Consider the following 21,934-nt stretch of genomic DNA (forward strand, 5'->3'; position numbering starts at 1 on the left):
GGTCAGCTTGCCCGGATTCGGGCCGCCGGCGCGGCAGAATCGCCAGGGTGTTGCTGGTCCTCCTCGTCATGGTGCTCGCCGCCGCCGCGGCACTCGCGACCGGTGGACGGTTCGGACGACTGGCCGACAACTCCCTGACCGGCGTGCACTGGCTGGCCGCGGCCGGCATCGGCCAGCTCCTCGGCTCGCTCTTCGGAGGTACGGCGTACCCGGTCGGACTGATCGGGTCCGCGGTCTGCATCGCCGTCTTCCTGCGGCTGAACCTCCGGCACCCCGGCGTCGGCCTACTGGCGCTGGGGTTCTTCTCCAACGCCCTGGTAGTGGCTCTGAACGGCGCCATGCCGGTATCGCTCGCTGCCCTGTCCCGCGCGGGCGTGGGCGCTGCTGTCCTGGGCGATCCGCGGCATGAGCTGTCCGACGCCGCAACCCGGTTGCCTTGGCTGGGAGACGTCGTACCAGTGGCTCTCCCGGGCTTCGGTCAGGCGGTCAGTCCAGGCGACGTACTGATTGCGGCCGGAGCCGGACTGCTCCTGTACGCCGGGATGGGCGGATCGGGCCGGGTCCCGGCCGAGACCGCGCCGGTGTGGGACGAGCTGGAACCCTGCGCCGGCACTCCCGCGCTGCTGCGCCTGTCCTCAGAAGCGGAAGCCGCGGCCGATCACGCGCCGGAGTGACTCGACCACGAGCGGGTCGTACTCCGCTCCGATTCCCAGGCCGATCGACTCCATCGCCTTGTCCGGCGACTGTCCGGTCCCCTCACCCACCAGTTGTTCGTAAGCCAGGGCGACATTGACGATCCCGCTCTCGACCGGGATGTCGGAGTTGTTCGCCCGCCCGTGCCGGTACGGATCGTTGGAGTGCCGCACGATCTCCGCCACATGATCCAGCGCGCCCGACCGCTCGATCACCGCAGCCCCGATCGCCGCCGCCCGCTGCCGCTCCTCCCGGGTCCGCAACAACGAGGCCCCACCAGGACTGGGATCCGCCAACGCCAGCTGCCCCACTCCCGACAACAACGCCGCATACTCCAACGCCTCCATCCGCGCCAGCGTCAGCCCCAGATCGTTGCCCAGAGCGACCGCCAACTGGGCCGTCCGCGCGTTCTGCCCCGGACTACTGAACCCGGCGATCTCCGTGCTCCGGGCCATCGACCGCACCGTGGTCCGATAGGTCCGCTGCGCCGAAGCGAACCGCCGAAACGCAAACTGCGTCAGCAGCAGCGGCACCATCACCACCGGCGGCGCCCACAGGCCGATCAGCGACGTACCGGTGGCGAGCAGGATCGCCGTGATGCCCATGGCCATGCCGATCCTGGTCATCACCGTGAGCTCGTCCCGCAAGGCCGCGGGAAAGGGTCTGTTGTAGCGCTCGGTCGCTTGTCCGGCACCGATCACCGCGTCGCTGATGCCGGCGCTCAGAACCGCGGCCAGCATCGCTCCGCCGATCCAGATCGCGTCCGCCCAGTGCCCCGTCCAGATGAGATCCCGGGGCGTCAGTGCGGCGAAGACCGCGGCAGCGCAGGCGACGGAGATCCCACGGCGGCACGAGACGACGACATCCGACGGGAGGCCGGCGATCGCCCGCGGCAGGATCCCGCCGACCGTCGCGATGGCGGTGACCGCCGCGACCTGGGCGACGTCCGGCGGCAGCCCGAGCGACGGTCCGCGCAACATCGCGTACCCGAGCGCCGCGCTGGTGGCGATCGGAGCCCGGTTGCGGATGCGATCGACGCGGAACTGCACCATCTCGCCGATCGTGATCAGGGCACCGAAGGTCAGCGCGTACGCCCATTCCGTGACGCCGTAGCGAGCCGTCACGACGATCGCTATGGCGGCCAGGATCACACCGGCCGCGACGATGACCACGCCGCTGCCCATCCGGCGCAGCTCCTGCCCTTCGGTGAACCCGGCGGCCATCAGTCCGGCCCTGCCGCGCTGCCGCTCGCTCCGCCACCACTACCGAGGCTGAGGTCGTCGTGATCGATCGTGGCCAGAACCGTGCCGTCCGGCGCCGGCTGGTCGGCCGCCGTCGTCCAGCCGTCCTTCCGGATCACTTCGACGAACGCGTCCACCAAGCGCGGATCGAAGTGGCTGAACCGATCCTGGACGAGGATGGCAAGCGTCTCCTCGACGCCCCGCGCCGGACGATACGAACGCGTCGACGTCAGGGAGTCGAAGGCATCCACGATGCCGATGATCCGGGCGAAGTACGGAATGTTCTCGCCACTCAGTCCGGCCGGGTAGCCGGAGCCGTCGTACTTCTCGTGATGGTGCAGCACGGCGGACTTGACCTCTTCGAGAAACGGGATGTTGCCGATCAGCTCGACCCCGCGGGCCGGGTGCAGCCTGATCGCGTCCATCTCCGAATCGTCCAGCCGGCCGGACTTCTGGATGATGCTGGTCGGCACACCGACCTTGCCGACGTCGTGCAGGAGGCCGGCATGCTCGAGGGCCGTCTGCCGGTCGTCGGCCAGCCCCAACTGGCGACCGAGCATGCCCACTCCCTCGCTGACCCGTTCGGAATGTCCCCGGGTGTAGAGGTCCTTGGTCTCGATCACCTGGATGAAGGCCCGCATGGTCGCAGCCTGCGCCCGTCGCTCGGCCTCGTACTGCGTGAGCGCCCAACGGCTGACGTACAGCGGCACGAAGATGAGCACGATCGAGAGAAAACTCAGACCGGACAGCCAGGCGACCGCGAGCAGAAGGCCGAGCAGCCCGTAGCCGAGCAGGGACGGCAACGTCGGCAGCGCGACCTTCCGCAGGAACGCGAGCGGAGTCGGATCTCCCGGTTCGAGCGACAGCACCATGCACAGCAGCAACGCGTTGATGATCAGCCAGGCCAGATTGGCCGCGGTGGTGGTCCAGATCGCGTCCCACGGATTGCGCAGTACGGCGACACCCGTCGGACCTCCGGCGACGTGGAAGACCAAGCCGCCGGCTGCCGCACAGATCACCGACTGTGCGCCGTTGAACACCTTCTTGACCAGCGGGTGGCGCCGGTCCTGGGACAGCGCACCGACCGCGCCGACCAGGATTGCCGACGCCACTCCGGACAACAGGTAGAGCGCGATGACAACCACATAGTCGAGCGAGGTCCGATAGATCTGTCCCACTCGGGGCCGGAGCACAGTTCCGGCCAGCATCAACAGTCCGAGGCAGACGGTGGGCGCGTCAAACGTCGCGTGCGCTGCGGCGAATCCGAGAATGACCGCAGCCGTGGCAGTCGCGACGACCACCACGAGCCGAAGCAGCACCCGCCGGTTCACGCGCGCAACGCTACCCGGACGGACTCGATCGGACTACCAGTCCCAGCCGTCGGCAAACATGTCGCACCTCCGTTCAGCGGTTGCAGTCTTACGTCCCGAGGGGGGACCGGGGCGTAGGGGGGCAGACAGCACATCACTGACTAATCAGTATTTTTCTCATTCTCGCTGCGCCGAAACACTGTAAGCCAGACCCGTGACCCGCCGCACGGGAGGAAGAGCCCGCCAGGGTATGAGAGACTGTGACTCTTTGCAGTTGTTTCAAGGAGGCTTAGAAATGGGCAAGACCGGCCGCAAGCGCCGCGCACGCAAGAAGAAGGGCGCGAACCACGGTAAGCGCCCCAACGCCTGACTGCAGGCGGCTACGCAAAGCGAGGACCCCGGCGAAATCCGGGGTCCTTGCAATTTGGTCACAGGTTTACACCAGACCACCTTTCTCAGAGGTTCCGCATTCGGAGAGTCCTCGCGCGCATACTGAATGCTAGTTTCAAACGAGTGTTGGGTATTGCGGCCGATCCGCCGACTGCCCCTTCGCATACCGCCGCAGGAACGCCTCCGGTCCCCTGTCCTGAACCGGTCCAGGTGACGGTGTGGATAACTTCGGCGGACAGTCGGCGGATGCTCCTAGAGTTAGGGCCAGATGTCCTGGCACCGTACGTAGCGGAGTGGCGACCAACGAGTGAGGGAGGTGGGCGGGCTGTCCACTGTGAGCCTGAGCGAACTCCTGCGCGGGTTCCGGGCCAGGGCCCGGCTCACCCAAGCAGCCCTGGCCGAAGAGGCCGGTCTGAGCGAGCAGGCCATCAGCGTGCTCGAACGCGGCACCCGCAGCCGACCCCGGATGGACACCATTCGGTCACTGACCGCAGCCCTCGGACTCGACGCCGACGAGGCCGAACAGTTCCTGGCCGTTGCCCGCGGCAAGCGTCACGAACCTCGCAGTCACGCACCAGAAGCGGAGATCCCGGTGGCGAGCGACGCATTACCGGTGCCGTGGCAACTACCGCCGGCAGTGCCGGACTTCACCGGCCGCGCTGCCCAGGTCGAGGCGATTCTGTCGGTTCTGCGAGCTCCCGCCGGCCTACGCAGCGATGCCGTCGGCCTGGTCACGGTCACCGGTATGGGCGGTATCGGCAAGACGGCCTTGGCGGTTCAGGCCGCGCACAGACTGGCCGACAGTTACCCCGACGGCCATCTCTATCTCAACCTGCGCGGCTACGGGCCGGGTCAGCCGATGAGCGCCGCCGACGCCTTGCGCCAGTTGCTTCGTTCGCTCGGCGTGGACACCCAGCTGATCCCGGAAGCCGTCGAGGAAGCGGCTGCCCTGCTGCGATCGCAGCTCGCCGGGCGCCGGATGCTGATGCTGCTCGACAACGCTGCCGACGGACGGCAGGTGATGCCACTGCTCCCCGGCAGCCCGGGGTCGGCGGCGATCATCACCAGCCGTGGTTCGCTTGCAGCGCTGCCTGGTGCACGCCAGATCCGGCTCGACGCGTTGTCGGAGTCGGAGTCCATCGAGCTCCTCAGCGGAGTCATCGGCCGGTCCCGCGTCGCTGCCGAGCCGGACGCGGCGGAGATGCTCATCTCGTTCACCGGTCGCCTGCCACTGGCCGTGCGGCTGATCGGCGGCCGGCTCGCCGCCCGCCCGGCCTGGCCGATCCAGCACCTGGTCGATCTCCTCCACGACGAGGAACGCCGGCTCGACAGCCTCGGCTCCGACGAGACCGGCGTCCGCGCGAGCATTGCCAGTTCCGTGCGCTTCCTGGAGTCCAGCGATCGCGACCTCGACCGCGAAGCCGCTCGGGCGCTGCCACTGCTCAGCATCCCCGACGGAGCAGACCTGCTCACGGTCGTCGCGGCTCATCTGCTCGACGTTCCCGTCCGCCGCGCCGATGCCATCCTCGAACGCCTCGTCGACCTCAACCTGCTCGAGTCCGTCGCGCCCGAGCACTACCGCTTCCACGACCTCATCCGCGCCTACGCCCGCGAGCTCGCCGACCAAGCCCTCACGCCGCCAGTACGCGACGCCGGCCTCGAACGCATCCTCCGCTTCTACACCGGATTCGCCTGGGCCTGCCAGTCTCTGACGCACGAAGCCAGCCCGCGCCTCAGGCTCGCAACGATCCACATCAAGCCAATCGCCGCGCTGGCCGACACCGTCCCAGCCCTCGCCTGGCTCGACGACGAACAACGCAACGTCATGGACAGGTTCCGCCAAGCATCCGTCTCCTCGTTGGTGCGGTCGGACCTATTACCCGAGTTGACGCTCGCACTGTTCGGCTATCACGAATCCCGCTCGCGCTGGCACGAGATGCGCGACCTCTCCGCCGGAATGGTCGAGCTCGCCGAGCAACGGGGACTGGCTGCCGTCGCCGCATGGCTGGAGCACGACAGAGCCATCCCGGAGGCGGAGAACGGCGATCTCGACATCGCCCTGGCTCATCTCGCGAACGCGCTCCAGAGGTTCCGTCGGCTCTCCGACCTTACTGGCCAGGCTCGCTGCTGCACGTCGCTGGGTCATGTGCTCGAGCAACTCGGCCGACTCGACGAGGCACTGGATTTCACTCGCCAGGCACTCGCCCTCAGCCTGCAGATCGGCGACGCGACCATCGAAGGTGTCTCGTTCGTCGCGCTCGGCGTACTGCACAACAGACTCGGCCAGCTGGCCGAAGCCGAGGATGCGTTCGCCCAGAGCATCCGGCTCGCCGAGGACTCCGGCGACCACCGATCCCTCGCCAAGCGGTACCTCAACATCGCCAAGTCGCATGTCGCCACCGGCCAAATCGAGCGGGCGCTGCCGTCGGTGTTCTCGAGCATCGAGGTCGCCGAGCGATCCGGTAACTCAAATGCCGAGTCCGAGGCACGGGAGCTGGCTGCTGTCGTTTACGCGAGACTGGGCGAATTCGCCACCGCGGCCCAGCACGCCCGTTCCTCTCTGCAATTGACCAGGACGGTCAGAAACCGCTTGAGAGAAGGCCGGGTGCTCTTTCAGCTCGGTCGAATCATGGCTCTGGAGGGCAAGCACACCGAGGCCATCGACGTACTCAGCCAAGCCACTGAGGTCCTTCGCGACGCCTCGCCGAAAATCCAGCGCGAGGCGGTAGAGCTCATCGGGCAGATCCAACGCGCTGAGACAATCACATTCGGCCCCACCCTTTTCTGAGGACGGATTCGCCCTGAGCGCCTGGTTCCCGCGCCGACAGCCATCTCGGGCTTGCCGGACCGGCTTGCGGCCCTGACCGGAACAGGGATCGAGGGGACGGTGAGGCTACTGCGGCCCGCACTATGGGGTCCGAGCCAGACCTCGGCTGTCGATCAGTCCGTGGTGGTGATGGTGGTTTCTACTTGGATTTGGGTCAGCCGGAGGAGGATCTTCTGGCGGAGGGCGTCGGGGGCGTGGTCGGAGCCGCAGGAGCGGTGGACCAGTTTCTTGACGCAGCGTTCCAGGTCGTATTCGTCCAGGCAGGGGGCGCACTCTTCGAGGTGCTGCCGGATCTCGTCGGTGCTGGCGTCCTCGAGTTCGTTGTCGATGAAGACGTAGACCCGCTGCAGGATCTCACTGCAGTCGACGTCGTGGTGCTCGCCGCAGCTCACGACTCCTCCTTCTCCGCGGTCGCGTCAGTGCTCGCGGCCGGCGTCGTCGCGTCGGCGCTCTCGTCGGAGTCCGACGTCGGGATCAGACCGCGGTCCCGGGCGTAGTCCCCCAGCAGCTCACGCAGCTGGCGCCGGCCACGGTGCAGCCGGGACATCACGGTGCCGACCGGCGTTCCCATGATGTCGGCGATCTCCTTGTAGGCAAAGCCCTCGACATCGGCCAGGTACACGGCCAGCCGGAAGTCCTCCGGGATGGTCTGCAGGGCTTCCTTGACGTCGGAGTCGGGCAAGTGCTCGAGGGCGACCGCCTCCGCCGACTTCAGGCCGCCGGGAGTGTGCGACTCGGCGGCGGTGAGCTGCCAGTCCTCGATCTCCTCGGTCGGCGACTGCGTCGGCTGACGCTGCCGCTTCCGGTATCCGTTGATGAACGTGTTCGTCAGGATCCGGTACAGCCACGCCTTCAGGTTGGTGCCCGGCGTGAACTGATGGAACGAGCTGTACGCCTTCGCGAAAGTGTCCTGCACCAGGTCTTCGGCGTCCGACGGATTACGGGTCATCCGCATCGCCGCGGCGTACATCTGGTCCAGGAAAGGCAGCGCCTCGCGCTCGAAGCGCGCGGTCCGCTGCTCGGGTGTCTCGGTCGTGGTGGGAGTCGGCATCGTGATCGAGAATACCGGGGTCTGCCCAGGTGTCCTCGCCGGAGCCTCTCTCGTCGCCATCATGTTGGTCACAACACGCCCGGTCGCGGGGCCATTCCCGCCTGCAGGACCGGTCAGCGGCTGACCACTATCCGGACACTTCGCGGCTCACCCATTCGAACACGGCTTCGACCAGCAGGTCGTAGGCCTCCTGCTGATCCAGCTCCGCCCGCTTCGGCACCTTGAAGGAGTGGTCGGCGTCCGGTACGACGGCCATCTCGGTCAGCGGAGGGAATTCCTCGGGCGTCCCGAACGGATCCCGCTCCCCCTGCACGACCAGCGTCGGCAGCCCGGCGGCTTGCAACTCGTCGACGCGCGACTTCTCCGGCTTCCCCGGTGCGTGCAGCGGAAACGACAGCGCGAGTACGCCGGACGCCCCCAGGCCGCTCGCGGTCCGGCAGGCCACCCGGGCCCCCGCGCTGCGGCCACCGATCACCAGCGGGGTGCGCACCCGGAGCTGGCCGATGATCGCGATCCAGGCCTCGTCGAGGATCTTCGGCGCCGGCGCGAGCTTCTTCCCGGCCCGGCGCCAGGGCTGCTCGATCAGGAACACGTTGATGTCCTGCTTCGGCAGCCGGGCGGCCAGCGAGGCCAGGTCACCGGACTCGATCCCGGCCCCGGCGCCATGACCGAGGGCCAGCGTCGCCACCGGCCGCCGGGCCCGATGCGCCACGATCCGGGCGTCCCCATGCGGCGTCCGCACAATCCGTTCGTCGGTCACCCGGCCCATCCTGTCATCACGACCTGGAATGAGTGGACACGAAACGTCAGAAGAGGGTGGTCTCCTCCGGCGCGGCCGGCTTGTCGATCGGATCCACGCCGTCAGGCGGCAGTGGGTCGAGCAGGTGGGGTCCGTTGTTCTTCACCGAGCTGACCGCCCTCGAGACGGCGTACGCCTCCAACCGGCCGGGGGCGGCGGGCACCAACAGCTCGAGCAGATCGTCGGGATCCGACGACAGTGGGTCGAGCCACGCGTCGTACCGCTCCCGCTCGACCAGCAGCGGCATCCGGTCGTGGATGCGGCCGAGGTCGTCGGTGGCCGTGGTGGTCAGGACCGTGCAGGTCCACAGCCAGGCCTCGTCCTTGTCCGGGTCCTCGACCGACTTGTCCCGCCAGATCTCGTACAGCCCGGCCATCGCCAGCACGCCGCCGTCGGCCGGGTGGATGAAGTACGGCTGCTTGACGGGCTTGCCGTTCACCTTCTCCTCGGCCGTGTACCACTCGTAGTAGCCGTCCGCCGGCAGGATGCAGCGCCGGGTGGCGAACGCCTTCTTGAAGGCCGGCTTCTCGGCGACCGTCTCCATCCGCGCGTTGATCAGCCGGTTCCCGATCGAGGTGTCCTTCGCCCAGGACGGGACCAGCCCCCACTTGACCGTCGTCAGCTTGCGGATCGTGTCGTCGGGGACCTCACGGTTCTTCCGCTCGACCACCGCGATCACCTGATCGGTCGGCGCCACGTTGTAGTTGTCCGGCAACTCCTGCACGGCCTCGCGGACGTTGCCCGCCTCGATCTCGAACTCCACGACAAGATCGGACGGGTCCCGGCTGGACGCATACCTACCGCACATACGGACCAGCCTAGCGACGCCGCCGGACAGTTCCTGCCGTTGCGTCGTTTCACGGCAGGGGCGGGTGGGCCCGGAGGTGCGGATCGGCCGGCGCGTGACGTGCGGGGCTCGGTCGGTGGGGAGAGAAGTTTGCGTCTGGTGACGAATTCTTTCCCCACCGGCCCGCCGGCTCAGTCGATCGTCGCCGGCCCGCTCGACGATCCGGCGGTGCGCAGCAGGCGCAGCTCGTCACGCAACGCGGGATCGGACATCACCAGGTAGACGAGTGAGCAGTCCTGTGGCCCGGTCGCACCTGGCACACAGAGTGAGCAGGGTTCCCCGAGCCGGATCGGACAGCGTGGTTGGGGTTGCTTCCCGCCGTTGGCCATCGCTCACCGTCCTGGCCTCCAACCTACCGTCGGCCGACCAGCGCGACGACGGTCTTCCGGCCGCTACCACCAGGGCCCTTCGCCCCCATCCGGTGTCCGCTCGACCACCGCGATCACCTGGCCGGTCGGCGCCCTTCCACCAGGGCCTGGTCATCGTGTTCGCGGTCGCCATCGGCATGTCGCTGGTCGGTGCTGCCGCCTCGCTCTTCCGCGGGCCGCGGTACATCCACACCGAACCAGGCGGGACACCCCGGCCGCAGCCCTCGGCGATGCCGGCCGAGCGCCGTACCTAGGCGATCAGGACAAGCGGCGGCGGATCGCCCACCCCGTGTCGGGCGATCCGCCGCCGGCCTTTGCGTCCGGGCACCCCCCTGTTGGCGTCCGGACACAGGTCCTAAGGTCTGGCGAGTTCGTCGAGCACCCTCCCTGCCATGGCGTCGGTGTTCGGCAGTCCTTCGATCCAGACCCGGGCGAGCTGGGGTACGTCGGTGTCCAGCCGCCACTGGGTGATCAGGGCTCGAGCCGTCGCGACCTGCTCCGGCAGGTTCGGCTCGCGGCCGACGAGCGCCGCCGCGCGGTGTGAGCCGACGCGGCCCAGTACGTCACCGCCGCAGAAGACGATCCGCAGGCACTCCGCCACGTCGACCAGCCGGAGCTCGCGATCGAACGGCGACGTCCCCGGGGGATTGAGCGGCTCGACAACCACCAGTGCGTGGGATCGCGATACGGAGGTGCCACGGAGTTCCGCCTCTCGATAGAGCTCGCCGAGCCGGGACCGCAGGTGCGCCAGGCTGGACAGCCCGGTCAGCGGGTCCTCGCAGGACAGCGAGTGCAGATAGACGAGCGAGGCCTCGGCCCAGCTGGAACTGAGTGCGCGTACCGCGTCGAAAGCCGGCTCGCCCCCGGCGATCGAGCGGTACAACGCACTCAGCCCATCAAGTGCCTCCACCAGCGAGACTCCGTCGGTCGCCAGTTGGCGCCCGACCTCGTCCGATGCAGGCACGACATCGGCCCCGTCCCGCAGCGCCTCGGCGATCGCGAGATAGGCGCTGTGGTCGGTGCTGTCTGTGCCGTGTGGCTCCCCCCAACCCCACGGTTGCTCGGTTGGGGACGACGCCTCCGGCCGGTTCCGGGCGGGCGACCCCGCCAGGTTCAGGGACTTGTGCGGGCGCAGGTCGAACCGCCTGCGGATGTCCGCGAACAGCGACATGGCCCTCCTCAAGAATCCCGTCAGTCTCCCGACCGGGCGGCCGGAAGCGTCGTTCGGAGGTGAGACAGGCGGCGGCGGAGTTCATGACGCGGATTCGCAGAACTTTTTTCGCGTAACTTCCGGGCTGGTGCTCTCGTCAGGAAAGGTGCACGATTCCGCGTCAGGAAACGTGCACGGATCCGTCCCACGTGGGAACCTTGTTCCCGGCAACTATGTGACGGACCGTTACATCGCCGTACGGACAGTCGTGACACACCCACGGGGAGCTGGATGGAGACGCCGGAAGGACCGAGCGACGCCGAACTGATCGCGCGCGTCCGCACCGGCGATCTCGAGGCGTACGGCGAGCTGTTCGGCCGCCACCACCACGCGGCCGAGCGGATGGCGCGCCAGCTGGTCCCGGCCAACGACGCCGACGACCTGGCCAGTGACGCGTTCGCCAAGGTGCTGGACGCGCTGCGCTCCGGCGGCGGCCCGGACATCTCCTTCCGCGCGTACCTGCTGACGACGGTACGGCGGGTACACGTCGACCGGATCCGGTCCGGCCGGAAGGTGACGGCCACCGACGACATCGCGGCGTACGAGCGGGAGCCGGAGACCTTCGACGACCCGACGGTGACCGGGTTCGAGAGCGGTGCGGCGGCCAAGGCCTTCGCGAGCCTCCCCGAGCGGTGGCAGGCCGTCCTCTGGCACACCGAGGTCGAGGGCGAGAAGCCGGCCGCGATCGCTCCCCTGCTCGGCCTGACCGCGAACGGCGTGTCCGCGCTCGCCTACCGCGCCCGCGAGGGTCTGCGGCAGGCCTACCTGCAGCAGCACCTGGCCGACGTCGCCGGCGATCGCTGCCGCTGGACCACCGAGCGACTCGGCGCGTATGTCCGGGGCGGCCTGACCAAGCGGGAGAACCGCAACGTCCGCGAGCATCTGGACGGCTGCGCGAAGTGCACCGCGGTCTACCTCGAGCTGGTCGAGATCAACAGCGCACTGCCCGCGCTGCTCGCCCCGGCCCTGCTGGGCACCGCGGGTCTCGGCTACCTGGCCGCCGCCTCGGGCGCGAAGGTCGGCCTGGTCGGCTTCGTCGTCACCGGCTGGAAGAAGGCCACGGAGAACAGCACCCGTACGGCGGTCGGCGCCGGTGCGGTCGTGGTCGTCGCGGTTGCCGCCGTACTCGCGGCGATGGCGCTGACCGGCAACGACACTCCCCCGGCCGCGATCAGCAAGCCGCCGGCACAGCAACCGACCCAGCCGCCGGGGAATCCGCCGACCGTGCCCCCGGTCAAGCCACCGACGGTCAAGCCGACGTCGACGCAGCCGACCACCGCACCGACCACGGCGCCCACCACGGCGCCCACCACCGCGCCGACGACCCAGCCGACCCAGCCCGCGACGACGCCGACCCCCGCGCCGACGTCCCCGACCGCGACGACGACGAGTCCGACCCCACCGTTGCCGACGACACCGATCCTGGACGAGGGCCTGCTGACGATCAGCATGCCGAGCGGAGGCGGCGGTCCCGCTGACCGCGCCGGCGGCACGCAGGCCGAGGCCGGCGTGCGGTTCATCCTCACGATCAAAGCCCCGGCGAACAACACCGACCCGGTGATGATCGGCCTCAAGCGCGGCGGCGCCCTGGACTGGCCGCTGGCCGGCAACCCGGCCGGCTGGACCTGCAACAAGGCGGCCGGCACCTGTACGGCGCTCAACCGGGCCACCCCCGCGTCGATGCCGGTGACGTTCACCGCCCCGGCCGGAGGATCGGCAGTCGATCGCACCTTCACCGTCTCGGCCAAGACCGGCCGGTTGTACGACGACGACTCGGCGACGCTGCAGGCTCCCGCTCCCCCGCGGACCGACGAGAACCTGCTGAAGATCCTCGACGGCAAGGCCGACCCCGACGTCCACCACCGGATCCTGACCGTTGCCCCCGGCACAGACCGGACCAGTGTGACGCTGAAGATCAGCTACGGCTCCTCGCTGGAGTGGCCGATCGCCGCGAACCCGGCCGGCTGGAAGTGCTCGGCCACGACCAAGACGTGTACGGCGCTCACCCCGGCGCGACCGGCTCCGCTCCCGGCGGACTTCGCCGTACCCCAGGACGGGTCCGCGGCGGCGCGGACGTTCACCGTGGCCGCGACGGCGGGCCTGGTGAGCGACACCGACTCCGAAGTGCTGCCGGGGGTCCAGGCGGACGAGTCGCTGCTGCAGATCGTGACACCGACGCCGCAGACCGACCCCAACCCGTTCGTCTACAACCGGTTCCTCAAGGTCAACGGGGCCGGCAACCAGCGGGTCACGCTGGACATCTCGTGGGGCCGCAACCTGGCGTTCCTGAACTCCCAGGAGCCGGGCTGGACCTGCTCGCGATCGAGCGACATCCACCGCGCCACCTGCTGGACCGACAACTACCGCAAGCCGTTCAACTCCGAGTGGACCGCGTGGCTGCCGGGCACCGGCACGAACAACCTGCTCACCGTGCACGCCCGGGTCGGCGGCCGCGAGGACACCGACACCGTGCAGATCCCGCCGTCACCGTCGCGGCGGTAACCCACTTGGTGGTCGGTGACCTGGGTCGCTACGCTGGTGGTGTTCGCGCTGACGGAACCGAGTAGCGCCGTACGCCACGTCCGAGAGAGTCGCCGGTAGCTGTGAAGGCGATACGTGGAGCGGTGGCGAAGACACTCCCGAGCGACTGCACGGCAAGAGGCCGGGTCGTCCCGATCCGGTGAAGGTGTGGTGGCACCGCGAGATCCCCTTCGCCCACACCTCCGGGGTACGAGAAACGACCTGGAGGTGAAACAGCGATGCGCATTCTCAGCCATGAGATCCCCTCAGCAGTAGGCCAGACCGTCACGGTGGCCGGCTGGGTGCACCGAAGACGACGGCTCGCCGCCGTCAGTTTCCTGATCCTGCGCGACCGATCCGGCCTGAGCCAGATCGTCGTGAAGGCGCCGGAAACCCAAGCACAGCTGGACGAACTCGGTGAGGAGACCGTGGTCCAGGTGACCGGCACGGTCGCCGCCAACCCACAGGCGCCGGGCGGCGCGGAGATCGTCGACCCGGTGATCGAGCCGCTGACCGAGCCGGCCGCGACGCCGCCGATCGAGCTGTGGCGACCCACGGTCGGCGCCGGGCTGCCCGTCGTACTCGACAACGCGCCGGTCGCCTTGCGGCACCCGGTCGTGCGGGCCGGGTGGGAGATCGCCGCGGCGGCCTTGCACGGGTTCCGTTCGGCTCTGGACGGGCAGGGCTTCACCGAGATCCAGACGCCGAAGATCGTCGGTACGGCGACGGAGTCCGGGGCAGGAGTGTTCGCGCTGGACTACTTCGGTGGCCCGGCGTACCTGGCGCAGTCGCCGCAGTTCTACAAGCAGACGATGGTCGGGGTGTTCGAGCGGGTGTTCGAGGTCGGGCCGGTGTTCCGGGCCGAGCCGCACGACACGGTCCGGCACCTGGCCGAGTACGTCTCGCTGGACGCGGAGTTCGGGTTCATCCAGGACCATCGCGACGTGCTCGCCGTCCTGCGGTCCACCGTCGCCGGGATGCTGGCCGCGGTCGGCGAGCGGGCCGGCGGGGCGCTGGAGCGGCTCGGGGCGGAGTTGCCCGAGATCCCGGTCGACGTACCGATCGTGCACTTCAGCGAGGCGCTGAAGATCGCCGGTGCGGACCCGGACGAGCCGGACCTCGCGCCGGCCGACGAGCGGGCCCTGGGTGAGTGGGCGCTGCGGGAACACGGCAGCGACTTCGTCGCGGTCGAGGGCTATCCGATGGTGAAGCGGCCGTTCTACACGCATCCGCAGCCGTCGGACCCGCGCTGGTCGAACTCGTTCGACCTGCTGTTCCGCGGGATGGAGCTGGTCACCGGCGGGCAACGGCTGCACCGGTACAGCGACTACGTCGCGGCACTGGAGGCGAAGGGTGAGTCGGCGGAGTCACCGGCGTACCGCACGTACCTGCAGGCGTTCAAGCACGGGATGCCGCCGCACGGCGGGTTCGCGATCGGGCTCGAGCGCTTCGTGGCCCGATTGACCGGGGTGGAGAACGTCCGCGAGGTCACGCTGTTCCCCCGCGACCTGCACCGCCTCACCCCCTGATGGAGACCACCGAGTCGGTTGTCGCCGAGCTGAACGTTGCCCTGGGCACCGATTATCGGCTCGTGCGGCAACTGGCCGGTGGGCTGCAGTCGGGCGCGTACGAGCTCACCGACGGCGAGACCGCGGTCGTCCTGAAGTGGACGGCCGCCCCGGGCTGGGCGCCGCGGGTCCGGCGGGCGCACGAGCTGGTCCGCCGGGCTCGCACGGTCGGCTACCCGACACCGGCGTGGCTGACCGTGGGCGAGACCGCGGCGGGCTCGCCGTACCAGCTGCAGGAGTTCGTCACCGGCGAGCCGCTTCGCGACGCGTCGGTGCTGGACAGGCGGCTCGCCCAGGAGCTGATCGCGATCTGTGAACTGCAGCGCGACCTCGTCCCCGAGGACGGTGTGAGCTGGTCGGGGTGGTCGAGCGGCGTCGTCTTCGACGACTGGGACGGTGTGTGGGGCCGGGTGCACGAGTACGGCGGTGAGGTCGCCGAGCTGCTCGACCGCTACACCGAGTTGTGCCGGCCGTACCGTGGCGAGGTTCTGCCCGACGACGATCTCGTGCACGGGGATCTCAATGTCGGCAACTTGATTGTCGACAATGGGCGGATCGCCGGGATCATCGACATCGAGGCGGCGGGCGGTGGGTCGCGGGCCTATGACCTGGTCTCGCTGGCGACGTCGGCCGCACGCGACGGTGCGCCGGCCGGAGTCGACGAACTGTTCCTGGAGGCGGCGTTGCGGGCCGGTGGACGGGCGGCGGTCGCCGTGTGCGCGGCGTCGGCGTACGTGACGATCGCCGAGTTCGTTCACGAACGCTCGAAGTTCTCGCAGGATCTGATCCAGCAGGGTGCACAGCGGGTGCTCGAACTGCTCGAGGCCTGACCCGCGCGGGGCATGATGTGCGCATGCTGAGTGAGGTGGAGCGGCGGGTGCTGGCCGCGGTCGACGACGCGCGGGTGATCGAGGATCTGCGTGACCTGGTGCGGATCCCGAGTGTCGACGGGACTCCGGCCGAGAGCGACGTACAGGCGTGGTGTGCGGAGCGGTTGGCGGCGCTTGGTCTGATTGTCGACAAGTGGCCGATCGACATGCCTACGTTGACCGCCGATCCGGAATTCCCGGGGATGGAGGTCGAGCGGAGCGAGGCGTGGGGCTGTGTCGGCGTGCTCGGCGGGGACGGGACGCCGGGGCTGATCCTCAACGGGCATGTGGATGTGGTGCCGGGAGACGCCTTCGACGGGCGGATCGAGGACGGCGTGATGTGGGGCCGCGGCACCTGCGACATGAAGGGCGGCGTCGCGGCGATCCTCGGCGCGACGGCGGCGGTTGTTGCCGCCGGCATCACTTTGCGGAGGCCACTGGCGGTCCATACGGTCATCGGCGAGGAGGACGGCGGCGTCGGCGCGTTCGCGACCCTGCGCCGCGGTCATCGCGGCGAGGCCTGCCTGATCGCGGAGCCGACCGCCGGATCCGTGATCCCGGCCAACGCCGGCTCGCTGACCTTCCGGCTGGAGGTACCGGGCCTGGCCACCCACGGGTCGACCCGCAGCCGCGGGGTGAGCGCGATCGAGAAGTTCACCGTGATCCTGGCCGCGCTGCAGGAACTCGAGGCCGCGCGCAACCGGGACCCACATCCGCTCCTCGCCCACCTCGACCTCGCCAACCCACTGTCCGTCGGCACGATCGCGGCCGGAGACTGGGCGAGCACCGTGCCCGACCACCTGGTCGCGGAGGGCAGGTGCGGCGTACGCCTCGGTGAACCGCTCGCGGACGCCCGGGCCGCCTTCGAGACGGCGATCGCGGAGACCTGTCTGAAGGACGACTGGCTCCGCGACCATCCGGTCAAGGTCAGCTGGCCCGGCGGCGAGTTCCCGTCCGGCCTCCTCCGGGACGACGACCCGCTCCTCGCCGATACCCGCCAGGCGGTGACGGACGCCGGCAGCCCGCCTCCAGAAGTCAGGGGCGCGCCGTACGGCTCCGATCTCCGTCAGTACGCGGCAGCGGGCATCCCCACCCTGCAGTACGGACCTGGTGACGTCAGGTACGCGCATGCGGCGGACGAACACGTGATCCTCGCGGAGGTTCTGCAAGCGGCCCGCGCTTACGCCCTCCTCGTCGTCCGCCGCTGTGCATCAGTCGCCGAGTGACTGGTAGACGGTGGTCCAGAAGTCGTGCATGAGCTGCACCGAGTACGGCGCGGACGTGCCGACCTGGGTGAGCAGGATTCCGACGAGCTGGTTGCTCGGGTCGGCGTAGGTCGACGTACCGGCTCCGCCGTCCCAACCGAACTGGCCGATGGGCGCGTAGTCGCCGCGATAGGTGCGCACGGCCATGCCGAAGCCCCAGCCACCGTGCTGTCCCTGGCCGAACGAGATGTGGACGTTGTCGCGGGCCAAGGCCTCCCGGGCCGCCAACTGCTCGGCTGTCAGGCGGTTGGTGGTCATCAGCTCCACGGCCGGTCGGGACAGGATCCGCTCGCCCTGATGCGTTCCGTGGTTCAAGAGCATCCGGAGGTACGCGTGGTAGTCGTCGGCGGTGGAGTTCAGCCCACCGCCACCGCCCTGGAACGCCGGCGGACTGCTGTGCCGACCGCCCTCGGCCTCGTCCCACACGTGGAACTCCCCGGTCTGCGGGTCCGGCGCGTACAGCGGAGGCAGCCGGTCGATCTGGTCGGCGGGTACGGAGAAGCCGGTGTCCTTCATGCCCAGCGGCTCGAAGACGCGTTCGCGGAGGAACGCGTCGTACGACTGTCCCGAGACCCTGGAGACGAGCACGCCGAGCAGATCGCTGCTGATCTGGTACTGCCAACGCTCTTGGGGCTGGTACATCAACGGAAGCGTGCCGAGGCGGGCCATCCACTCGTCCTGCTCGGGCATCGGCACCGGCAGGTTCGGCGTGATGCCCTGCTCGAAGACCGCGGCCATGATCGGCGTGCCGAGGACCGTCATGTCCATGCCGAGCCCGAACGTGGACGTGAGCACGTCCCGGACGGTGATCGGCCGCCGGGCCGGCACGGTGTCGTCCAGCGAGCTGTCGATGCGCTTCAGCACCTGGCGGTCCGCGAGCTCGGGCAGCCAGGGCTCCACCGGGTCGTCCAGTCGCAGCCGGCACTCGTCGAGCAGCACCATCGCCGCCGAGACCGAGACCGGCTTGGACGTCGAGGCCATCCGGAAGATCGTGTCCCGGCGCATCGCCGGCCCACCGTCGTGACGCATCGTCCCGATCGTCTCGACGTGCGGCTCACCGTCGCCCCGGCTGACCAGGGCGACCAGCCCGGGAATCTTCCCGGAGTCGACATGCCGGGACAGTACGTCGTGCAGCCTGCGCAACCCTGCCGCGGAGAAGCCGGTAGCAGTGGTGGACATCGTGTTGCACTCCTTCGATTGAACGGACGAACGGTGGTCAGGAGCCGGTGAGGTAGGCCACCGGATGGTGCTTCTCAGAGCGAGCGGGCGACGATGTCGCCGACGCTGGTGGTCGCCCGGATGGTGAGCGGGGCGGCGGCGCCTTCGGTGTTGTTGAGCGCGTTCTCGATCCGGCCGCTGAGGGTGCCGGCATCCAGGGTGGCCGAGACTCCGGCGGCGGCGCCGACCTCGATCTGGCCGGCGTCGGTGCGCAGTACGACCGCGCCGCGCACGGCCTCGGCGATCCGGATGTCGCCCTTGCTGGTGCGAATCTCCGCAGGCCCGTTGAGGCGGCCGACAGTGACGTCACCGGCGGCAGTGGTGATGCGGGCTCCCGCGACGTCCTCGAGATCGATCGAGCCGTGATCGCTCCTGATGGCGACGTCGCCGAGCCGTCCGACGGCCTGCAGTTCGGCACTGGCCGCGTTCACCTCGACCGCGGAGCCGGCAGGCAGCCGCACTGTGACCGCGACGGCGCCGGACGGCCCGAAGTACTGGTTCTTCGCCGAAACCTCGATCCGCAGGACGCCATCGCCGTACGCGACCTTGGCCTCCTCCGCCACCGTGACGTCGCGGCCCTTCGAGGGATCCGCGGGCAGGATCTCGACTGCGGTGTCGGCCCGGTCGGCGGCGATGAACTGGATGCGTCCTGCTGGGATGTCCAGAACTGCGGAAATCGGCTCTGGGGTGTTGAAAGTCGGCATGTCGTACCTTCCTGATTCGCTAGTGACGAACTTGGTGACTGACACCACGATCGAAGGCCGCCCTGACACCGGACAGCCGCCGTGCTGACATGTCCTCTGACACGCCATGGAAGAGCGGTTGTCAGCAGCCGAGGTGGTCGGCGATCACACCCAGCACTTGGTGCAGATCACGTGCCATCCGGGCACGCAGACCGAGGTCGGCGATCCCGGGCGCGAACCCGGGGTGGTCGGGGAGGACGCGATGGACGCTGTGGGTCACCCGGGTCCCTTCGGGACAGGCGGTGACGGCGTGCACGCCGGCGTACCAGCTCTGTACGGCGAGTCTGGAACCGTCGACCTGGATCTCCACCGGCTCGACCTGCCCGGCCAGCTCTGCACGGTAGGTGCCGGCCGCCCCGGACCCCGCCACGACGGTCATCGCGCCCTGGCGTGCCGCCGAAGCCCTGGCCAGGACCAGCAGGTTGTCATCGCCGACCCGGCCCTCGGCGACCGCGAGCAGGAGCCCGACGACCGCTTCGACCGGCGCGGCGACCGTCCCGTGCACTTCCCACTGAGCGGGCAGCGCGTCCAGTCCGGTGAGCAGCGAAGGGGTTGTGTGCATGACCGAAGCCTCAATGTCGCGGCCTGTCCGACACAATCCACGCCGAGCCCTCCGGGACACGGGACGACCCACCGATCCAGGGCTGACCTGCGCAGTCACCGTCGCGGACGGCTGGTGGGAACGTGTCCCGGGACGGGACGGGACAGGCGGGCCAGCCCCGAACGCGCCTCCGGCACCAAATAGTCGAAACCGTGAGCAGTGGCGAGTGCCACTGCGGCCTGGAAATGCCGTGCCGCGGCGTCCCGATCGCCAGTGTCCAAGCACGCCTCGGCGTACTGGAGGTGGACGCGCGCCACCTGATCTGGCTCATCGGCCTGTTCGAGAATTCCGATGGCCTCGGCCTGCCTGGCTGCCGCCTCCTCCGTGCGACCGAGGTGGAGTAGTGCGACGGCTACGTCGTTGAGGCTGATCGCCTCGAAGATCGCGTGATGGGTCCCCTGGCTGACGGCAACGGCCTGTTCGGCGTAGTCGAGCGCAGCTTTCACATCCCCGAGGCCCAGCGCGGCTCGGCCGAGCACGTCCAGGCACATCCGCATCGTCTGGCGGTCTGTCTCTCGGGTCGTCTCGATCACGTCCGCGGCGATCTCACGGGCCGCGGCATACTTCCCCAGGCTCACGAGGGCATGACTGAGACTGCTGCGTACCCGGGCTCCCACCGCGGCCTCGTGCGGTGGTAGCAGAGCGGCTGCCCGCTCCAGGATCTCGACGGCGCCCGCGGCGTCGGCGACTTGCTCCCGGAGCTCCCCCAGTTGGAAGAGCGCCATGGCCTCGCCGACGATGTCTCCTTCCGCAGCCATCAGCACGGCGGCCTCCTCGAGCTCCGGCATCGCGTCGTCCAGCCGGCCCATGCGCAACAGCAGGACGCCCAGCAGGTAGCGGTGCGAGGCGAGCACGCGGCGGTCACCGAGCCTTTCGGCGGCGGGCAGGGTGACCTCGAGACCGTCGCGCAGCTGCGCTGAACCACCGCGTCGCGCATGGGCGATCGTGGCGAGCTGTCCGAGCCCCACCGCCGCCAGGTCGATGCGCAGCTGCACAGTGAGCGCAAACGTCGCGGTGAGGTTGCCCCACTCGGTGTCCATCCAGTTGACAGCGCTGTCGTGGTCGGACAGGTCGGGAAGGGCCGACGGTGGCTGTGACACGGTGACCGGGAGTGGGATCAGGATCAGGATCAGCTTCTTCACGGCCAGTAGGCCGCTCAGGTAGTAATCGGCCAACCGGGCGATCGCCGGCACCGGATCAGCTGCGGAGTCGTCGGCGCGGGCGGCCTGCCGGAGTAGGTCATGCATCCGGTAGCGGCCGGCTGCGGGCTCCTGGACCAGATGGACGTCCACCAGGTCCTCCAGGAGAGTGCGGGCGTTGGCCAGTGGGATCCCGGCCAGCGCGGCCGCGCCGTACGCGTCGATGTCCTCGCCCGGCACCAGCCCGAGCAGCCGGAACATCCGCCGCTGTGCGGGGTCGAGCTGCCGCAGCGACATCTCGAACACGTCCGACGCCACCAGCTCGCCATCGCGGAGCCGTTCCACCAGTGTGTCGAGCGTCCACGCCGGCCGGTGCCGGAGCCGGGCGGCGGCCACCCGGATGGCCAGCGGCAGGTTGCCGCAGTGGCGCAGTACCGCGTCGACGTCGCCAGGCCGCACCCCGCCCGCGGATTCGACGAACAGCTGTGCCGCCTCCTCGCTTGGCAGGACGTCCAGCGAGACGGGCTGGGCATCCAGCTCCACCATCCGCCGGCGGCTGGTGATCACGACGAAGGTCTGGCCGGCGCCGGGCAGCATTTCACGCACCTGCTCGGCATCCGCGGCGTTGTCCAGCAGTACGATCGCACGCCGCGTGGCCAGCTCCGACCGCCACAGCGCAGCCCGCTCGGCGCGCCCGTCGGGAATCCTGCCGGCAGGCACGCCGAGCGCGGACAGCAGGACGCGCAGCGCCTCTCCAGGCTCGAGCCGCTCCCGGCCCGGAGTGAACCCGTGCAGGTCCAGGTAGAGCTGCCCATCGGGGAAGTCCGCGGTCAGTAGATGCGCTGCGTGCACGGCCAGCGCCGACTTCCCTACCCCGCCCATGCCGTCGATCGCCACCACCGACGTGGTCCGCGCGGCGTCGAGGAGGGCATCCAGCTCCGCCCGGCGACCGGTGAACGCAGTGATGTCGTGCGGCAGATCATTGCGTACCGGCGGAGCCGTAGCCGGGCTCGCCTGAGGCCGGTCCTTGGCGCGCTCCCACACCTCACGCAGCGGCCTCGGGTCGCGACCGGCTGCCTTGCAGAGCGCCACCACCGTCGGCCAGGGTGGAACGGCCTGGCCGGAGAAGTACCGCGACAGCGAGGAGCTGCTGGCGTTGATGTCACGGGCGAGCTCACGAAGGCTCCGGCCGGTCAGATCACGCAGCTGCGACAACTGCCTCGCCAACTCATCGCGCACCCTTGCCAGCCCTCCTCCGGTTTCAGCGCGCCGAGT

Annotated in this window: 20 protein-coding genes; 8 read left to right on the forward strand and 12 right to left on the reverse strand. The window is 69.3% G+C overall.

Annotation, left to right across the window (positions count from 1 at the left end; all coding sequences use genetic code 11):
• Window positions 1-47 precede the first annotated feature (47 nt).
• The gene (locus OG558_RS00695) at window positions 48-674 is read left to right on the forward strand and encodes a DUF5317 domain-containing protein (protein WP_405068477.1); all 627 of its coding nucleotides are present in this window, start codon (window positions 48-50) and stop codon (window positions 672-674) included.
• On the opposite strand, the gene OG558_RS00700 is transcribed toward OG558_RS00695, so the two are convergent.
• The gene (locus OG558_RS00700; RefSeq protein WP_329480716.1) at window positions 636-1,916 is read right to left on the reverse strand and encodes an HD domain-containing phosphohydrolase; all 1,281 of its coding nucleotides are present in this window, start codon (window positions 1,914-1,916) and stop codon (window positions 636-638) included. The genes OG558_RS00695 and OG558_RS00700 overlap by 39 nt on opposite strands.
• Window positions 1,916-3,265: an HD-GYP domain-containing protein gene (locus OG558_RS00705; protein WP_405068478.1), complete on the reverse strand. Its 1,350-nt coding sequence runs from the start codon at window positions 3,263-3,265 to the stop codon at window positions 1,916-1,918. The genes OG558_RS00700 and OG558_RS00705 overlap by 1 nt, the downstream gene beginning before the upstream one ends.
• A 274-nt stretch (window positions 3,266-3,539) precedes the next feature.
• Here OG558_RS00705 and OG558_RS00710 point away from each other — a divergent pair, with 274 nt between their 5' ends.
• Window positions 3,540-3,614 (forward strand): 50S ribosomal protein bL37, encoded by a 75-nt coding sequence (locus OG558_RS00710; RefSeq protein ID WP_369759046.1) that lies wholly within the window; start codon window positions 3,540-3,542, stop codon window positions 3,612-3,614.
• A gap of 354 nt (window positions 3,615-3,968) precedes the next feature.
• A complete protein-coding gene (locus OG558_RS00715) occupies window positions 3,969-6,422 on the forward strand; it encodes a tetratricopeptide repeat protein (RefSeq protein WP_405068479.1) in 2,454 nt (817 codons plus the stop codon).
• 152 nt (window positions 6,423-6,574) lie between these two features.
• Here the strand turns inward: OG558_RS00715 and rsrA are convergent, their stop codons facing one another.
• The 5 genes from rsrA to OG558_RS00740 all read right to left on the reverse strand — a co-directional run bounded on the left by rsrA (window position 6,575) and on the right by OG558_RS00740 (window position 9,487).
• Entirely contained in the window at window positions 6,575-6,853 is a 279-nt protein-coding gene (rsrA, locus tag OG558_RS00720) for a mycothiol system anti-sigma-R factor (RefSeq protein ID WP_328518789.1), read from the reverse strand.
• Window positions 6,850-7,512 (reverse strand): sigma-70 family RNA polymerase sigma factor, encoded by a 663-nt coding sequence (locus tag OG558_RS00725; RefSeq protein ID WP_405068480.1) that lies wholly within the window; start codon window positions 7,510-7,512, stop codon window positions 6,850-6,852. Before OG558_RS00725 ends, rsrA begins: the two co-directional genes overlap by 4 nt.
• Before the next feature lie 127 nt (window positions 7,513-7,639).
• On the reverse strand, window positions 7,640-8,281 hold the full coding sequence (locus tag OG558_RS00730) for an alpha/beta family hydrolase (protein WP_329480721.1): 642 nt from the start codon (window positions 8,279-8,281) through the stop codon (window positions 7,640-7,642).
• 37 nt (window positions 8,282-8,318) lie between these two features.
• The gene (locus tag OG558_RS00735; RefSeq protein ID WP_328518786.1) at window positions 8,319-9,119 is read right to left on the reverse strand and encodes an SOS response-associated peptidase; all 801 of its coding nucleotides are present in this window, start codon (window positions 9,117-9,119) and stop codon (window positions 8,319-8,321) included.
• A 170-nt stretch (window positions 9,120-9,289) separates the two neighbouring features.
• Window positions 9,290-9,487 (reverse strand): DUF6767 domain-containing protein, encoded by a 198-nt coding sequence (locus OG558_RS00740; RefSeq protein ID WP_405068481.1) that lies wholly within the window; start codon window positions 9,485-9,487, stop codon window positions 9,290-9,292.
• Window positions 9,488-9,579: 92 nt separating this feature from the next.
• Between OG558_RS00740 and OG558_RS00745 the strand changes: the two genes are divergently transcribed.
• Entirely contained in the window at window positions 9,580-9,780 is a 201-nt protein-coding gene (locus OG558_RS00745) for a hypothetical protein (RefSeq protein ID WP_405068482.1), read from the forward strand.
• A gap of 101 nt (window positions 9,781-9,881) precedes the next feature.
• On the opposite strand, the gene OG558_RS00750 is transcribed toward OG558_RS00745, so the two are convergent.
• Window positions 9,882-10,697 (reverse strand): hypothetical protein, encoded by an 816-nt coding sequence (locus OG558_RS00750; RefSeq protein WP_329480724.1) that lies wholly within the window; start codon window positions 10,695-10,697, stop codon window positions 9,882-9,884.
• 270 nt (window positions 10,698-10,967) lie between these two features.
• Here OG558_RS00750 and OG558_RS00755 point away from each other — a divergent pair, with 270 nt between their 5' ends.
• From OG558_RS00755 to OG558_RS00770, 4 genes are all read left to right on the forward strand, one after another.
• Complete coding sequence (locus tag OG558_RS00755; protein ID WP_405068483.1) at window positions 10,968-13,238, forward strand: sigma-70 family RNA polymerase sigma factor; 2,271 nt, start codon at window positions 10,968-10,970, stop codon at window positions 13,236-13,238.
• Between the two features lie 257 nt (window positions 13,239-13,495).
• Window positions 13,496-14,785, forward strand: coding sequence for an aspartate--tRNA(Asn) ligase (aspS, locus tag OG558_RS00760; protein ID WP_405068484.1), 1,290 nt, complete (start codon window positions 13,496-13,498; stop codon window positions 14,783-14,785).
• Complete coding sequence (locus tag OG558_RS00765) at window positions 14,785-15,654, forward strand: phosphotransferase family protein (protein WP_405068485.1); 870 nt, start codon at window positions 14,785-14,787, stop codon at window positions 15,652-15,654. The genes aspS and OG558_RS00765 overlap by 1 nt, the downstream gene beginning before the upstream one ends.
• Window positions 15,655-15,677: 23 nt before the next feature.
• Window positions 15,678-16,919, forward strand: coding sequence for an ArgE/DapE family deacylase (locus tag OG558_RS00770; RefSeq protein WP_405068486.1), 1,242 nt, complete (start codon window positions 15,678-15,680; stop codon window positions 16,917-16,919).
• Here OG558_RS00770 and OG558_RS00775 read toward each other — a convergent pair.
• The 4 genes from OG558_RS00775 to OG558_RS00790 form a co-directional block, all read right to left on the reverse strand.
• Window positions 16,905-18,137, reverse strand: a complete 1,233-nt coding sequence (locus OG558_RS00775; RefSeq protein WP_405068487.1) for a serine hydrolase domain-containing protein — start codon at window positions 18,135-18,137, stop codon at window positions 16,905-16,907. The genes OG558_RS00770 and OG558_RS00775 overlap by 15 nt on opposite strands.
• Before the next feature lie 74 nt (window positions 18,138-18,211).
• Window positions 18,212-18,880, reverse strand: coding sequence for a DUF4097 family beta strand repeat-containing protein (locus OG558_RS00780; RefSeq protein ID WP_405068488.1), 669 nt, complete (start codon window positions 18,878-18,880; stop codon window positions 18,212-18,214).
• 121 nt (window positions 18,881-19,001) lie between these two features.
• The gene (locus OG558_RS00785; protein ID WP_405068489.1) at window positions 19,002-19,481 is read right to left on the reverse strand and encodes a hypothetical protein; all 480 of its coding nucleotides are present in this window, start codon (window positions 19,479-19,481) and stop codon (window positions 19,002-19,004) included.
• Between the two features lie 95 nt (window positions 19,482-19,576).
• Window positions 19,577-21,898 carry an ATP-binding protein gene (locus tag OG558_RS00790; protein ID WP_405068490.1) on the reverse strand — a complete coding sequence of 774 codons (2,322 nt, stop codon included), beginning with the start codon at window positions 21,896-21,898 and terminating at the stop codon, window positions 19,577-19,579.
• Between the last annotated feature and the right edge of the window lie 36 nt (window positions 21,899-21,934).

The organism is Kribbella sp. NBC_01510, assembly GCF_045040325.1.
GTDB lineage: Bacteria > Actinomycetota > Actinomycetes > Propionibacteriales > Kribbellaceae > Kribbella.